General features: G+C 72.3%; 10 protein-coding genes. 2 read left to right on the forward strand and 8 right to left on the reverse strand.

Going from position 1 to position 15,939, the window contains the following annotated elements; translation table 11 throughout:
* The first annotated feature begins 14 nt into the window (after positions 1-14).
* Positions 15-3,857: a CDP-glycerol glycerophosphotransferase family protein gene (locus ACFV9Q_RS26645; protein ID WP_377236930.1), complete on the forward strand. Its 3,843-nt coding sequence runs from the start codon at positions 15-17 to the stop codon at positions 3,855-3,857.
* Positions 3,858-3,874: 17 nt separating this feature from the next.
* Here ACFV9Q_RS26645 and ACFV9Q_RS26650 read toward each other — a convergent pair whose 3' ends face one another.
* The 6 genes from ACFV9Q_RS26650 to ACFV9Q_RS26675 are packed head-to-tail and all read right to left on the reverse strand — an operon-like array spanning position 3,875 to position 12,070.
* Positions 3,875-5,818: an XcbB/CpsF family capsular polysaccharide biosynthesis protein gene (locus ACFV9Q_RS26650; RefSeq protein WP_377236931.1), complete on the reverse strand. Its 1,944-nt coding sequence runs from the start codon at positions 5,816-5,818 to the stop codon at positions 3,875-3,877.
* Positions 5,815-6,990: a non-hydrolyzing UDP-N-acetylglucosamine 2-epimerase gene (gene wecB, locus ACFV9Q_RS26655; RefSeq protein WP_377236951.1), complete on the reverse strand. Its 1,176-nt coding sequence runs from the start codon at positions 6,988-6,990 to the stop codon at positions 5,815-5,817. The genes ACFV9Q_RS26650 and wecB overlap by 4 nt, the downstream gene beginning before the upstream one ends.
* A 14-nt stretch (positions 6,991-7,004) precedes the next feature.
* A complete protein-coding gene (locus tag ACFV9Q_RS26660) occupies positions 7,005-8,141 on the reverse strand; it encodes an ABC transporter ATP-binding protein (protein ID WP_377236932.1) in 1,137 nt (378 codons plus the stop codon).
* A complete protein-coding gene (locus ACFV9Q_RS26665; RefSeq protein ID WP_377236933.1) occupies positions 8,131-9,033 on the reverse strand; it encodes an ABC transporter permease in 903 nt (300 codons plus the stop codon). Before ACFV9Q_RS26665 ends, ACFV9Q_RS26660 begins: the two co-directional genes overlap by 11 nt.
* Positions 9,030-10,760, reverse strand: coding sequence for a glycosyltransferase (locus ACFV9Q_RS26670; protein ID WP_377236934.1), 1,731 nt, complete (start codon positions 10,758-10,760; stop codon positions 9,030-9,032). The genes ACFV9Q_RS26665 and ACFV9Q_RS26670 overlap by 4 nt, the downstream gene beginning before the upstream one ends.
* Complete coding sequence (locus ACFV9Q_RS26675; RefSeq protein WP_377236935.1) at positions 10,760-12,070, reverse strand: glycosyltransferase family 4 protein; 1,311 nt, start codon at positions 12,068-12,070, stop codon at positions 10,760-10,762. The genes ACFV9Q_RS26670 and ACFV9Q_RS26675 overlap by 1 nt, the downstream gene beginning before the upstream one ends.
* Before the next feature lie 122 nt (positions 12,071-12,192).
* Between ACFV9Q_RS26675 and ACFV9Q_RS26680 the strand changes: the two genes are divergently transcribed.
* On the forward strand, positions 12,193-13,263 hold the full coding sequence (locus tag ACFV9Q_RS26680; protein WP_377228436.1) for an LCP family protein: 1,071 nt from the start codon (positions 12,193-12,195) through the stop codon (positions 13,261-13,263).
* Between the two features lie 17 nt (positions 13,264-13,280).
* Here the strand turns inward: ACFV9Q_RS26680 and ACFV9Q_RS26685 are convergent, their stop codons facing one another.
* Together ACFV9Q_RS26685 and ACFV9Q_RS26690 are read right to left on the reverse strand one after the other, a co-directional pair.
* A complete protein-coding gene (locus tag ACFV9Q_RS26685; RefSeq protein WP_377236952.1) occupies positions 13,281-14,990 on the reverse strand; it encodes a phospho-sugar mutase in 1,710 nt (569 codons plus the stop codon).
* Positions 14,991-15,067: 77 nt separating this feature from the next.
* Positions 15,068-15,907, reverse strand: a complete 840-nt coding sequence (locus ACFV9Q_RS26690) for a purine-nucleoside phosphorylase (RefSeq protein ID WP_377236936.1) — start codon at positions 15,905-15,907, stop codon at positions 15,068-15,070.
* Positions 15,908-15,939 lie beyond the last annotated feature (32 nt).

Here is a 15,939-nt window from a genome sequence, read left to right on the forward strand (position 1 = left end):
AGATGGGGCGTCAGGTGAAGACGGGGGTATCCCAGCAGGTTCGCGAGGTCGGCCTGAAGGTGGCAGCCGGTGGTCAGGGTTCCGCCGCGGCCGCGGCGCACTACCGCCTCGCAGTGCTCGACATCGCCGCCGACCGGCTCGCCGGCGCTCAGACGAGGCTCGAACGTGCCCTGGCGATCGACGACAGCCAGGCGGTGTGGCACCACCGGCTCGGGTTCGTCCAGGAGCGCCGCAAGCTTTACGCCGACGCACTTGCGTCCTACGAGCGGGCGCTCGCGATCGACCCCACGGTGGCGGAGCGCCACTACCGCGCCGGCCGCTGCCTCCAGGCGCTCCGCAACCGCGGCCAGGCCATGCAGCGGTTCGAGACGGCCGTCGTTCTCGACCCGAAGCACGTCAGGGCTGCCGCGGCGCTGTTCGAGATGCTGGACAACAGCGTCCCGCTGTGGCGCAAGCACGAGATCCTCGACCTCGTGGCGCCGATCCTGGACAGCCCGGACGGATACACGCAGCAGGTGCAGGTCGCGCACGACCTGGGCCGGGACGAGGACGTGCTGCGGGTCGTGGCCCGACTGGAGCAGTCCCACCAGGCCGACTCCCCGACCTACCTCCTCGCCGGGCTCGCGGCCGAGAAGCTCGGTCGGACGGCGCAGGCCAGGCGCGAGCTGGAGAAGGCGTGCCGCCTGGACAACGACCCCCGCACGATGATCGTGGGGCCGGGCATCTTCTTCGAGCGTCAGGGGGACTGGCGCGAGGCGGCGGCCCGGTTCGTCGCCCGCTGGGACGAGGGCGTCCGTGACGCGGAGCTGGCGTTCAAGGCGGGTTACGCGTTCGAGCGGCAGTACCTCTGGGAGGAGGCGGTCCGGTGGTTCGACATCGCGCTCGGGCTCGACGCGCGTCTTCCGTACCGGCACTACAAGAGGGCCCTCGCCCTGGAACGGGGCGGACACCGCTCCGCCGCCATCGACGGGTACGCGGCCGCGCTCGAGCTCGGCGGGCGCTCGCAGCGTGACTGGTTCTACCGGCTCGGCCGGTGCCTGCTCGACGACGGACGTCCGGCGGAGGCGCTCGACGCGCTGCTGCGGTTCGCCGGTGCGGACGACCTCGCCGTGGAGCTGCTCCCGAAGCACCACCCGGACGACGAGCCGGCCGAGGACGGGCCTGAGGTCCGAGACCTGATCCAGGACCGTTCCGCAGCGGCTCAGCTGACCTACGCCCGATCGGGCGTCGACATCCTTCCCACCGATCCGGCGCTGTGGCTGCGGCTCGCGGAGACGCTGTCGACGGCGGGAGACCTCGGTGCGGCCGACGAGGCCTACTGCGAGTACGAACGGCGTGCACCGGAGATCGACCTGCGCAACCGTGCTCAGCACGCACTCGTGCTGGCGGGTCTCGGACGGGAGGAGACTGCCGCTCGCCTGCTGCTCGACGGCCGCGAGTTCGCCCTGCCCGACGGGCTCCCGCTCGGGACGATCACCGGGACGGACCACGCCCGGCGCCGCGCCCTGTACGTCGAGTACTCCGAGCGGTACGAGGTCGCCGAGGGGACGGTGCTCTTCGAGTCGTACTGGGGCGACAAGGTCGCCTGCAACCCTCTGGCCATCTACCGGGCCATGCTGCGCGACGCCCGTTTCCGGGACCACACGTTCGTCTGGGTGGTCAAGGCGGACACCGACGTCCCCGTCGACGTCCGGTCCGATCGCCGGACCGTCCTCGCGACGTACGGCAGCGAGCTGCACGTCCGGACTCTCGCGACGGCGGGCACGCTGGTGAACAACACGTCCTTCGTGGACTACGTCACCCGTCGCGACGGCCAGCTCTACCTCAACACCTGGCACGGCACGCCGCTCAAGACCCTCGGCAAGCGCATCGGTACGGGTGTGGCCGAGTACGCCAACGTCGCGCGCAACCTGCGCAACACGACGCACGTCGTCGCTCCCAACGCGCACACCCGGGACGTGCTCGTCCACGACTACGATCTCGACGTCACCTATCGAGGGGTCGCGGACGCGCTCGGGTCGCCACGTCTGGACGCGCTGGTCGTCGCGGGCGACGAGGAGCGCCAGGCAGCGCTGGACCGGCTGGGCCTGCGGGTCGGCGCAGGCGAACGGGTGGTGTTCTACGCCCCGACGTGGCGCGGCGGCGGCGAGAACCGCACCATCGACGCGGAGTCGGTCGTCCAGGACCTCACGGAGATGGGTTCGGTGCCCGGCACGATCGTCCTCTACCGGGTGCACCACATGGTCGAGGCGGTCGTGGGCGACATCGAGGTGCCGGCGATCAAGGTCCCTGCCGACATCGACACGTACGACGTTCTTCCCTGCGTCGACGTGATGGTCACGGACTACTCGAGCCTGATGTTCGACTTCCTCGTCACCGGGCGTCAGGTGGTCCTGTACACGCCCGACCTCGACGAGTACGTCGCGGAACGTGGCGTGTACTTTCGGCCCGACGAGGTCTTCGACGACGTCGTCCGGACCCGGTCCGAGCTCCGGGCGGAGCTCGGCCGGACCGCGCCCTTCGAGCCGGGCCCCCGGTACCTGGAGTCGCGACGGCGTTTCACCGCCGCGGAGGACGGGAAGGCGGCGGCCCGCTGCCTCGACCTGATCGTCCGTGGCCACGACGACGTGCTGGCGACCCCCGGGGCCGGGGCGGAGGACAGGGCCGAAGCGGTCGTCTTCTTCTCCTCGCTCATCCCCAACGGGATCTCGACGTCGCTGCTGAACCTGCTCGCGAATCTCGACCGGTCGCGGTACCAGCCCGCGCTCCTCATGGAGCCGGCAATCGTGGAGCGGTACCCGGACCGGCTGGAGACGTTGGCGAAGGTACCGTCCGACGTCTCACTGATCACAAGGAACGGCGCGATGGTGGTGTCGGTCGAGGAGCGTTGGCTCATCGACCGGTTCACGAAGCACTCCTACCTGTCGGAACCGCAGTGGCAGCTCGTTCGCAAGGGCTATCAGCGCGAGCTCCGACGGCTCCTCGGTACGACCCGTCCGGTCACGCTCGTCGAGTTCGAGGGGTACTCGACGTTCTGGATGTCGCTCCTCGCCGCCGCCGAAGGTTCTGGACACCGGTCCTACGCCTTCCTCCACAACGAGATGCTCGCGGAGAAGGAGACCAAGTACCCGTCCCTGGAGGCGGTCTTCCAGCAGTACCGGGACTTCACAGGTCTCGCCAGCGTCTCCGGCGCGACGGCCGAGCTGAACGGGTCGGAGCTCGAGGCGGCGGGCTATCTGCGCGGCAAGCCGATGGCCGCCGTGCACAACGCCCTCGACCACGAGCAGGTGGTCGCCCGCGCCGCGCAGGCGGCCGATCTCCCGGCAGGGCTCGAGACGCACGAGGGACCGCTCGTGGTCGTCGTGGGGCGCTTCTCGCGGGAGAAGAACCAGGTCGACGCCATCCGGGCGATGAAGCGCGTCCTGGGGCAGCGACCCGACGCCAAGCTCGTCGTCGTCGGTTCAGGCCCCCTGGAAGGGTTCCTCAAGACTGCGGTCGTTGAGGCGGGGATCGCGCCCTCCGTCGTGTTCACGGGGCAGCTGGCCAATCCGATGCCGCTGATGAGGCGTGCCGACGTCTTCGTGATGACCTCGACGCACGAGGGACAGCCGCAGGTGCTGTTCGAGGCGATGATCCTCGGCACCCCGATCGTCACCTATCCGACCCCTGGCATCAGGGAGGCGGTCGAGCTCGGGTACGGCCGTGTTGTCGAACCCTTCCCGGAGGCCTTGGCGGAGGCGGTGCTTGAGACCCTGGACGGCACGGGCGAAGCCGTCGGCGTGTTCGACGCAGAAGCCTTCAACAGGCGGGCGCGGGCCGAGTTCGACGGCTTGGTCGGCCCCGCGCTCCGGCCCTAGGAGGGCCGGAGCGGCCGTCAGACGACCTGGTGCATCCCGGCGGGGAGGCTGAATCCCGAGAGCAGCAGGTTGATCGACGTGACCTGGTGCTGCAGCGTCTGCTTCGGCACGTCGGGATGGTCCTTGATCAGAGGGTTGTCGGAGTCGAGCAACGTGATCCAGCTCGAGAGCGGGCTGAGCGCCTTGCCGATGACGTCGAACTGGGGTGACCGGTGGGAGCACACGACGACGGGCGTCATCCAGGACGGGTATGCGTGCCCGCTCGCTTCGTGCACGGCGCGCTCGAAGACCTGTTCCTTGGTCTCCGGGAAGATCCCGCCGGTAGTGAAGTGGATGTCCCCGTGCTTCTCGACATAGAGGGCGTCGCCGAGTACCGGATCGGCCGCGACGAAGTTCCAGCCGCCCCGGAGGCCGTGGTAGACGGCCCCGGTCGCTCCCTTGGACGGTCCGTAGAGGACGACCCGGTGATCCCCGATCTCCTGCTTGCGCACGAAGTCCTTGATGAAGCGCGTGATCCGGTCCGCGTTGTCCGGCAGGAACGTCGTGTTCAGGTAGAACGCGCCCTTGGCGCCACCCAGGTCCGCGATCCGCAGCACGCCCGTCCCCGGGACGAGCTGCTTCTGCAGACTGGGGTACGTCTGCGTGAAGTGGCGGTTGATGCTGGTCTCGAGGGGGTTGGCCGCCATCGGGGAGAAGACCACGACGATCTGCGTCGTCGCGCCGCTTGCCGCGGGCGTATAGGTGTAGACGATGTTGTCGTCAGTGATCTTGTACTTGCCGTCCTTGACCGCCTGCCACAGGCGTCGTACCTCGTCGTGCTGGACGAGACGGGTCTCCGTGCCACCGGTCTTGTAGATGTAGAAGCCGTGGTTGACCAGATAGTTCAGCGTGTCCCGGGCACGCGGGTCCTTTCGCGCCGCCACCATCAGGTTCTTGTCCTTGGGCGCCGCGTCCAGCGTGTCGATGTGGATGAACTTCGGCAGCGCCCCGTTGCGCTCGATCTCCGCGGCGACGCCCGCCGCGCCGTCGGCGATGGTCGCCTTGACCACGGCCGTGCTCTTCGGCTTCGCTGCCGCGCCAGGTCCACCCGCACCGTTGGCGGTGTGCGCCGGGACGACGTTGCGGGAGCCGGTCTGCGGGCCGGCCGGGTTCATGACACGCGGCACGTCCGCGCTCGGCATGCGGTGGCCGCCGGTGACGGGCTGTGCCCCCGGCCCCCACACCACGCGCCCCTCGATGCCGGTCAGCTGACGGACGACGTCCAGGTACACGTGCTCCGCGTAGTGGAACGGCGCATCGCCCCACGGGTGGTGCGGGCCGGACACCACGGTGGCGGGGTCGACGGTCACGACGTGGGCGCCGAGGGCTTGTGCCGCGGCCTCCACGTACGGCCGGAACACCGGGTTGGCCTGTGCGGCGGAGACGCCGAACGAGTCAGGCGTGGGCTGCCCGCTCTCCGACCACTCCGCCCAGGGGATGTCCAGCAGGGCGATGCCCACGTGCGGCATGACGCCGCGGATCGACTCGCCGAGTGCGCGGATGGCCCCCTGCCAGTACTCGAAGTGCTGCTGGGTGCCGAAGGCGAGGTGACGGGTGCCCTGGGGCAGGTGGTTCTCGGCGCCGGACTGGATGAGCTCCACCGAGCGCGTCAGCACGGTGCCGTCGGGCAGCAGGTAGACGCCCAGGCGCTCGTCGGTGAGGTCGACCAGGAGCACGTCGACGTGCTCGGCGAAGTCGGGCAGCATCCTCCGCAGGCTCGACCCGAAGTCGCCGGCGATCATCCGCTGCTGGAACCGCGACTCCAGCGTGGGCGGGGCCATCAGCTCGACCGGCCGGGTCGTCGCGCTCAGGGCGGACTGCCGTGCCACGTACTGGACCAGCTCGAACTGCTCCGGATCGAAGTGCTCGAACGTGTCTCGTGACACGCACGAACCATAGATAAAGACCCTGGTCTTGCTCATGCTCCACCCTCTGCAGTAACGGCAGTGAATTCTTCGTCCAGCACGAGGTCCGGCAGCAGGCCGGGCAGCTCGGGCGCGAGCATGCGCCACGTTGCGTCCAGCACGCGGCCCGCGCTGCGGCCGTCGCCGTACGGGTTGATGGCCTGCGCCATGAGCTCGTAGGCGGCGTCGTCTGTCATCAACCGGTGCACCTCGGCCACGATGCGGTCCTCGGCGGTGCCGATCAGGCGCGCGGTGCCGGCCTCGACCGCCTCGGGGCGCTCCGTGTTGTCGCGCATGACGAGTACCGGCTTGCCCAGGCTCGGCGCCTCCTCCTGGAGCCCGCCCGAGTCGGTGAGCACCACCGTGGAGAGGGACAGCAGGTGCGTGAACTCGCCGTAGCCGAGCGGCTCGGTCACGGTGACGTTGGCCAGCCCGTCGAGATGTGGCAGGACGGCGTCGCGCACCACGGGGTTGCGGTGCACCGGCAGCACGATCGCGGACTCGGGGAACCGCCGCGCGATCCGAGCCAGCGCGCGGCCGACGCCTTCCATCGCCGCGCCCCAGTTCTCCCGGCGGTGCGTCGTCACGAGCACGATCCGGCGGCCCGACGCCGCGACGCGCGCGAGGGCCGGGTCGGCGAACGCCGTCCGGCGCTCCACGGCCAGGTAGAGGGCGTCGATCACGGTGTTGCCGGTCACGACGATGTCCTCCAGCGGAACGCCCTCGGCCACCAGGTTCGCCAGGCTGCGCAGGGTCGGCGCGAGGTGCAGTGACGCGATCTGGGACGTGATCTTGCGGTTCGCCTCCTCAGGGAACGGCGACGTGATGTCGCCGCTGCGCAGGCCCGCCTCCAGGTGGACCACCGGGATCTGGCGGTAGAACGCGGCCAGTGCGGCCGCCGTCGACGTCGAGGTGTCGCCCTGCACCACGACGACGTCGGGCCGGCGGGCCTCCAGGATCGGGTCGAGCCGCGCGATGACGCGCGCGAAGATCTCTCCGAGCGTCTGGCCGTGGCTCATGATGTCGAGGTCGTGGTCGGGCACGATGCCGAAGACCTCGTTGACCTGATCGAGCATCTCCCGGTGCTGGCCGGTCACGACCGTCACCGAGTCGAACCGGTCGTCGGCCTCCAGGGCCGCGACCACCGGGGCCACCTTGATGGCCTCCGGACGCGTCCCGTAGACCGTCATGACGAGGGGTCTGCTCACAGGTCGCTCCTCTCCGCACGGATGGCCGCGGCGCGCTCGGCCGCGGCCCTGGCCTGCTTGGCGTCGCGGCCGGTCGGTCGTGCGTGCCGTTCCCGCACCCGCCCCTTGGGCGGTTCCGGCGCGTCGATCCGAACCTGCGTCTCGCGGCGCTCGGCGAACGCCTCCTCGAGGATCCGCCTGGCCTCCTCGGGCTTGTCCTTGGCGAAGGCCCAGGCCCACTTGCGGTACCGGACGGCGACGTCCTGCGCCTCGCCGTCGAGCACCAGGCGGCCGTGGTGCAGCCAGATGGCGCGGGTGCAGGACTCCTCGATGGTCTGCGCCGCGTGGCTCACCAGGAACACCGTGCCCGCCTCCTCCCGGAGCCTGGTCATCCGGGCCTCGCTGCGTTCCTTGAACGCGGCGTCGCCGGTGGCCAGGGCCTCGTCGATGAGCAGGATGTGGGGGCGCGCCGCCGTCGCGATGGCGAAGCGCAGGCGCGCCGCCATGCCCGAGGAGTACGTGCGCATGGGCAGGTAGATGGACTTGCCCAGGCCGGCCAGCTCGATGACGTCCGGGATCGCGGCCTCGGCCTCGGCCGGGGAGAGCCCCATGGCCAGGCAGCCCAGCCGCACGTTCTCCCCGCCGGGCAGGTCGGGCACCAGGGCGGCGTTCACGCCGATCAGCACGGGTGTGCTCTCGGCGAGCACCTGCCCCTTGGTGGGCTTCTCCAGGCCGGCGATGATCCGCAGCAGCGTGCTCTTGCCGGAGCCGTTCTGCCCCACGAGGCCGATCTGCTCGCCGGAGTTCGCGACGAACGAGATGTCCGTCAGGGCGCGCACAGTCACCTTGGGCTCCTGGCCCAGCACGTTGAGCACCGCGCGCTTCACCTTGGCGCGCCGGCCGTGCGTCGTGTCCGTGGACGGCGTCCGGTAGAACATCCGCAGGCCCTGCACGGCCACGGTGGGCCACAGCACGGGAGTGCTCCCGGACCTCGGCCCGACGGCGGCGAACTGTCCGGTGTGCGGCGGGGCCTGCACCGACATCGGGATGGCGCCGGTGAGCGGCCGCTGGGCGGCCTGGGCCGGCAGCGGCATGGACGCCGGGCCGTTCTGGCCCAGCGGCGGGGGCATGGGGTAGTCGAGGTCAGCGGCCATAGCTCTCCTCCGCCCGCCAGAAGACGACGAACCCGACCACGAGCAGCCCCACGCTCCAGGCGCCGAGCACGGCCCAGCGCATGGGGTCGGGCGTCGTCGCGTACAGGACGCAGTCCCGCACGATGTCGAGCACGATGAACATCGGGTTCGCCTCGAGCCACGCCTTCAGGTCGGGGTTGTCGGACAGCAGGTGGTCGAACGAGAAGAACACCGCAGACCCGTAGAGCCAGACCCGCATCACCATGCCGATGAGGTTGGTGATGTCCGGCAGCGCGGCGGCCCACCGGGCCACCAGGAGCGACAGGCCCGTGGTGAACATGACCTGGAGCGCCAGGGCGGCCGGCACCAGCGCGAGGCGCCAGGTGTACTCCTCGGCCGGGGGCGTGAAGTAGATCAGCACGCCGAGCGTCAGCAGCGTCGGGCCCAGGTTGAGCAGGTTGCGCAGCACCACGGAGATCGGCAGCGCCGCGCGCGGGAACGTGAACGCCCGGATCAGGTTCTTGCCCTGCTGCACGGAGCGCGCGCCGCCGTTGATGGACTGGGTGGTGAACTGGAACAGGAACACGCCGATCAGCAGGTACCCGACGAAGTTGTCGATGCCCCGCGCGTTCTTCATGAGCAGCCCGAACACGAGGTAGTAGACGCCACCGTCGATCAGCGGGTTCAGCACCAGCCACGCCTTGCCCAGCAGGCTCTGCCGGGTCCCGCTGGCGACCTTCGCCCGCGCGTCCGCCCACAGGAAGTGCCGGCGCGCCCACAGCAGCCGCACGTACTGCCCCAGCGGCGGTCGCGCTCCCACGCGCGACAGGTTGCCGAGCGTGACCAGCTTCGTCGTCGTCGGTGAGGCGTCGAACAGGGCCGCGTACGACCCGGTCTCGGGACCCGCGCTCATGCCTTCACCCCCAGGCAGTTCCGGTAGACGCCCAGGTAGGTCTCCGCGTTACGCACCCATGTCCTCTCCGTAGCCACCCCGTGGCCCAGCTCCACCAGCTCGGCCCGCCGTCCGGCGTCGTCCAGGAGCGAGCCGACGGCGTCGGCCCAGCCCTCCAGGTCGCCGGCGTCGACGTGCAGTCCCGCACCGCCCACCGCCTCGACGAGCGCGGGCAGCGCGCTCGCCACCACCGGCCGTCCCACCGCCATGGCCTCGACCGGCTTGAGCGGCGTGACCAGGCGCGTCACCTCGTGGTCGCGCCGGGGCACCAGCACGACGTCGAGCGCGGCCAGCCACGTCAGCGCGACGGCGGGCGGCACCCGGCCCGGGAGCACGACGTGGTCGGCCACGCCGAGCTCGCGCGCCAGCCGCGCCAGGCCGGGCCGCGAGACGCCGTCGCCGACCAGCAGGCCCGTCACGTCGTGGCCCCGCGCGCGGAGCGTCGCGACCGTGCGGACCACGGTCTCCAGGCCCTCGTAGTCGACCAGGCTGCTCACGGTCCCGATGGCGGGGCCGGCGGGCAGACCGAGGGCCGCGCGCGCCGCCTCCGGCGTGGGGTGGTGCGCGGTGAGCAGCGCGTCCGGCACGGCGTTCGGCACCACCGTGATGTGCCCGGCGGGCACGCCCCGCGCCACGAGCGCGTCGCGCATCGTGCCGCTGAGCGTCACCACGGCGTCCGCGGCCAGCGCCAGCTCGGTCTCCTTAGCCTGCATCAGTGCCCGACGGCGGGACGCCGCGGCCCGCGCCCGGGCCTCCGGGGTGCCGTGCGCCGCCACCCAGGTCTCCTCGGGCAGCCCGCGGACCTCGTAGACCCACGGGATCCCGGCGCGGCGCGCCGCGGCCCGGGCCAGCGACCCGACGGCCGACGGCGTGGTGGTGTGCAGCACGTCCGCCCCGACCTCGCGTGCGGCCGCGACCAGCAGGTCCGTCTCCTGCGCGGCGCGGTGGGCGGCGTCGGGCTCGGCGCGCCCCGGGACCAGCCGGCGGTAGGCGACGCCGTCCACGACGTCGGTCCCGCGCGCCGCGAGCGAGCCGATGGTCAGGGGGTAGCCCGGCCGCGTCGTGGCCGACGCCGCGAGCCCGTGGGCCTGCTGCGCCACGAGGATCGCGTGCGAGCGCAGCGTGTAGCCGCTCTGGGTGTGCGGCAGGGAGTTGGTCAGGTGGTGCAGCACGGTGACGGGGCGCTCGCCGCGGGCGGCCCCGGCCGTCCGGGGCTCGGCCGCCCGGGGGTCCTCCTGCGGGCCCGGCTGCAGCTCGGCCACCTGCGCGCGGAGCCCGGCGGGCGCGTCCGGCCCGATCGATTCGACGTCGCCCAGCAGCCAGGCCGCGCGGTAGCGCGCTGGGCCCGCCGCGGCGACGCCGTCGACCAGCTCGGGGCGGCCCACCGCCACCGCGACCTCCGCCGCGACTCGGCGGCTGCGGCCCGCGGGGCGGGCCAGCAACGCCTCCGCCTCGCCGGCGGCACCCGTGCCGTCGCCCGCGAGCATGCTCCCGAGGGCGTGCCGTGCGGACGGCGTCGGCGCCAGGCGCAGGGCGCCGACCAGCGGGCGGCGCACCCGCTCGGGCGCCCGCCGGGCGGCCTGGACGGCGAGCCACAGCGGGTCCTCGACCACGGTGCGGGCCACGAAGGACGTGGTGAAGCGCAGGTTGCGCGCGAGCTCGCCCGCGCGCCGGAACGGTCGTGCCATCAGAACCGGGCCCCTCGGTCGGCGGGCTCGGGCCGCAGCGGGTGGGGGAGCAGCTCGTCGAGCAGCTCCGCGTAGCGGTGGCCCAGCACCTCGTCGCTCGCGTGCTCGGCGACCCACGCGGCGGCGTCGGGCGAGGCGGCGGGCACCACGCCGTCGGACAGCCAGCCGCACCACAGGTCGGCGAGGCCCTCGACGTCGCCGGGGCGCACGACGGCGCCCGCGCCGTTCGCCGAGACGAGGCTCGCAGCCTCGCCCGCGAGGCACGCCGACGCGACGACGCCCGACGCCATGACCTCGTACAGCTTGGACGGGACGGTCCACTCGAACGGGGCCCAGTCCCGCAGGGAGACGACCGTGGTGTCGGCCCAGGCGTACAGCTCGCGCACCTGGGTGGACGGCACGGACGGCTCCACGCGCACGGGGGCGCCGAGCTCGGCGGCCAGTCGGCGCAGCGGCTCCAGCTCGTTGCCGTGCCCCACGATCCGCACGTCCAGCGCGTACCCGCGCTCCTGGACCAGGGCGGCGGCGCGGACCGCGACGTCCAGGCCCTGCGACCGGCCGACGGTGCCCGCGTACACGACGCGCAGGGGGCGGTCGCCGAGGACGACGGCCGCGTGCTCCCGGACCGGCTCGAACGCCGTGCCGTTGCGCACCACCGCGACGTTCCGGACGCCGCGGGAGCGCAGCACCTCGGCGAACGCGGCGGTCGTGGTGACCACGAGGTCCGCCCGGGCCTGCAGCCGGGTCACGGTGCGGTGCACCACGCGCGCCGCGAGGTCGCGGGCCACGCGGCGCAGGTCGCCCGTCCGGCCCCGGCGCAGCAGGATGCCGCTGGGCTCGATCAGGTCGGGCCAGGCGTCGCGCATCTCCACGACCAGCCGGGCCCGGTGCCAGCGGGCGAGGGCCCAGCCGGCCACGACGCTCGGGATGCCCGGCACGGTGGCGATCACGACCGCAGGCCGGCCCGCGGACGGGCGGACCCCGCGCAGCACCGAGCTGACGGCGGCGACGAGCTGGTCCCCGACGCGCGAACCGAGCCCGTGGGAATGCTCGCGGAAATTCACCCGGATGATCTTCTCGCCATGAGTGCCGGTGGTTACCGAACCAGGCAGGAAAGCGGGTGAATAATGGGTGATCTTTCCCGAGGGGTAGTGGGGCGGGGGCGTCAGTACCGTCACCGGATAACCCGCCGGGACCAGGTGCCCGGCGAGGGCGCCCCAGCGCCTCTGCGGGGCTCCCGACTCGGGTGCGTAGTGGTGTGTGACGAGGAGAATCGCGCGGTTCTGCGGGCGTCGGGCGCGTGCGACCACGCGGACTCTCCTCTCTGTTCGGCGGCTGGCCGGGGTTTATCGAAATTCACCCGCAAGCGCTTTCTCAGGTTGCGGGGCACGCATAAGAGTAGTAGCCGAATTCGCGACTAAGATCATCGGCCATGGCCGCACCCGATCGAATGAACGACTTTCTCTCCGCACCGAACCCCGTGGACGGGGGTCTGCGTCACGCGCGGCGCAGCCGGCGGGGCAAGGGTTTCGTGGCCGGGATCGTCGTCGGCGCCCTGCTGCTGGTGGGCGGCGGCGCGACCGCAGCCTGGTTCGGCTACCGCGCCTCGCTCGACGGCAACGTGGAGCGGCTCGACGCGTTCGAGGGCCTCGACGAGTCGACGCGTCCCAGCGCCGCGCCCGCGGAGGGGCCCACCGGCCCCGTGAACATCCTGGTGCTCGGCTCGGACAGCCGGATCTCCGCCGGCGACCCCTCCGCCTGGGAGGCCGGCGCCCAGCGCACCGACGCGATCATGCTCGTGCATCTGTCGGCCGACCGGCAGAGCGCCGCGGCCATCTCCATCCCGCGCGACTCCTGGGTGCCCATCCCCGGCTACGGCGAGGCCAAGATCAACGCCGCGTTCTCCTACGGCGGCCCGAGCCTGATGATCCAGACCGTCGAGGACCTCACGGGCGTGCGCATCGACCACTTCGCGGTGACCGACTTCGAGTCCTTCACCACGCTCACCGACTCCCTGGACGGCGTCGAGATCACGGTGCCCGACGGCGCGGGCGGCTCGGTGCGTCAGGCCATGACGGGCGAGGAGGCGCTCGCCTTCGCGCGGGAGCGGCACGCCCTGGCGAACGGCGACTTCGGCCGGGTGCAGCGCCAGCAGGCCTGGATGCGGGCCATCGTGGCCAAGGCCAACAACAACCGGAGCGACCCGCTGAAGATGGCCTCGTTCCTCGGGGCCGTCACCAGCTCCGTGGCCGTGGACGAGGGGTTCACCTTCGACCGGATGCAGGAGCTGTTCAACAGCGCGAAGGACATCTCGACGAACGACATCACGTTCATGACCGCCCCCTACTCTGGGACGGGGCGCAGCGCCGACGGGCAGTCGATCGTGGTGCTCGACCGCGCCTCGTTCGACCCGCTCATGAAGGCCGTGGCCGCGGACGAGCTGCCGGACTTCATGGCCGCCAACGCGGGCAGCATGGACGTGCTGCCCGCCGTCGTGAAGTAGGGCGGTCTACGGGCCCGTCAGAGGCCCAGGATCGAGCGGAGGTCCGCCTGCACCAGGGCAAGGCGCCGGCGGGCCGCCACACGTGCCGTGGACAGCTCCTCGGCGGACGCCGCGGGGTCGATCGGCGCCACCACCTCGATGTAGCACTTGATCTTGGGCTCGGTGCCGCTGGGGCGCACGATCACCCGGGTGTCGTCGACGGTCAGCAGCACCACGCCGTCCGTCGGCGGCAGGCCGTTCAGGCCCTCGGCGAGGTCCCGGACGGAGTTCACGGGCGAGCCCGCCAGCTCGGACGGCGGCGCGTTGCGCAGCCACGTCATGGTCGTCTCGATCCGGGCGAGGTCCTCGAACCGCGCCGCCACCTGTCCGGTGACGTGCAGCCCGCAGGCGCGCGCGACGTCGTCGAGCTGGTCCAGGAGGGTGCGGCCCTCGTTCGCCAGCCGGTTGGCCAGCTGGGCGACGGCGACCGCCGCGGACAGCCCGTCCTTGTCCCGCACGTGCACGGGGTCGACGCAGTAGCCCAGCGCCTCCTCGTACCCGAACACGAGGCCCGGGCTGCGCGAGATCCACTTGAACCCGGTGAGCGTCGTGGCGTGCTGCAGGCCGTGGTGGTTCGAGATGGCGGCCAGCGCCCGCGACGACACGATCGAGCAGGCCAGCGTGCCGCCGGTGCCGGCGCGCACGGCGCGTTCGGCCGCGTCCCAGCCCAGCAGCATGCCGACCTCGTCGCCGTGCAGCATGCGCCAGCCCTGCGACCCTGCCGTCTCGGCGCCCTGGTAGGTGCCGTACTGCGGGTCGAACACCGCGACGGCGCAGCGGTCGGCGTCCGGGTCGTTGGCGATGACGAGGTTCGCGTGGGCGTCCTGCGCCAGGGCCAGCGCCATGTCGATCGCGCCCGGCTCCTCCGGGTTGGGGAAGGCGACCGTGGGGAAGTCCGGGTCGGGCGCGACCTGCTCCTCCACCGGCACGACGTCGTCGAAGCCCGCCTCCGCGAGCACGCGGGCGATCGCGACGCCGCCCACGCCGTGCAGCGAGGTGGTGACGATGCGGAGCTTGGTGCGCGGCTCGCCGTCGTGCAGCGTGGCCACCGCCCGGTGGTACTCGTCGGTGATCTCCGGGCCGAGCACGGTCCAGCCGGACCCGGCGCGCGGTACGTCCTTGGCGGCGCCCACACGGGCGATCTCGCCCGCGATCCGGGCGTCGTACGGCGGGACGATCTGCGCGCCCTGCCCGGGCCCCGCGACGACCCGTCCGCCCAGGTAGACCTTGTAGCCGTTGTCGGCGGCGGGGTTGTGGCTCGCGGTGACCATGACGCCGGCGTCGGAGGCCAGGTGGCGGACGGCGAACGCGAGCACCGGGGTGGGCCCGGGCGCCGGCATGAGCAGCACCTCCGCCCCGGCCGCGACCAGCACGGCCGCGGTGTCGCGGGCGAAGTCGGCGGAGCGGTAGCGGGCGTCGTAGCCCACCACGACGCGCGGCGGCACGCCGGCCGCCTCCGCCCGGAGGAACGCGCCGAGCCCCGCCGCGGCGGCGATCACCACGGCGCGGTTCATGCGGTTCGGCCCGGCGGCCATCGCGCCGCGCAGGCCCGCCGTCCCGAACTGGAGGGGGCCGGAGAACCGGTCGGCGAGCTCGGCGACGGCCAGGTGGCCCATGTTCTCGTCGCCGGTCCGGGCGACGAGGGCGCGCAGCTCCTCGACGTCGGACTCGTCGACGTCGGCGGCCATCCAGGCCTCGGCGCGCGCGACGAGATCGGGGGCCGAGGGGGCCCCGGTGGCGGTCGGCAGGTCGGTGGCCACGGGCGTCAGATCTGCTTGATCACTCGGGCGAGCAGGTCGCTGATGCGCGGTCCTGCCTCCTTGCCCGCCTCCAGCACCTCCTCGTGCGAGAGCGGGTGGGGGCTGATCCCTGCGGCCAGGTTGGTGGCCAGGGAGATGCCGAGCACGTCCATCCGGCAGTGCCGGGCGGCGATGGCCTCCAGCGCCGTGGACATGCCGACCAGGTCGGCGCCCATCAGGGAGGCCATCTTCACCTCGGCCGGCGTCTCGTACTGCGGGCCGTGGAACTGCGCGTACACGCCCTCGGGCAGGTCCGGGTCGACGGTCCGGGCGACGTCGCGCAGGCGGGGCGTGTACACGTCCGTCATGTCGGCGAACTTGGCGCCCTCCAGCGACGTCTGCCCCGTGAGGTTCAGGTGGTCCTTGATCAGGACCGGCTGGCCGGGCCGCCAGCCGATGTGCACGCTGCCGCAGCCGTTGGTGAGGATGACCGTCTCGCAGCCGGCGGCCGCGGCGGTGCGGACGCCGTGCACCACGCGGCGCGGGCCGAGGCCCTCGTAGAGGTGCGTGCGCGAGCCGAGCACGAGCGCGTGCCGGACGGCGCCGTCGGGCCGCTCGACACGGATCGAACGCGTGGTGGACCGGTGGCCCTGGACCGCGGGGTGCACGAAGCCGGGGATCTCCGCGGTGGGGATCTCCGCGACGACGTCGCCGATCAGCTCGGCCGCACCGCCCCACCCGGACCCGAGCACGACGGCGATGTCGTGTCCCGGCACTCCGGTCTTGGCCGCGATGTACTCGGCTGCTGCGGCGGCGACGTCGAACGGGTCGGTCGTGGGGTCGTCCAGATCTGGCTCCGTACTCATGGTCCGAGGTTATCGCCACTTTCCCCCCGGCA

The sequence above is a fragment of the Promicromonospora sp. NPDC059942 genome, assembly GCF_042731755.1.
Taxonomy (GTDB): Bacteria; Actinomycetota; Actinomycetes; order Actinomycetales; family Cellulomonadaceae; genus Promicromonospora.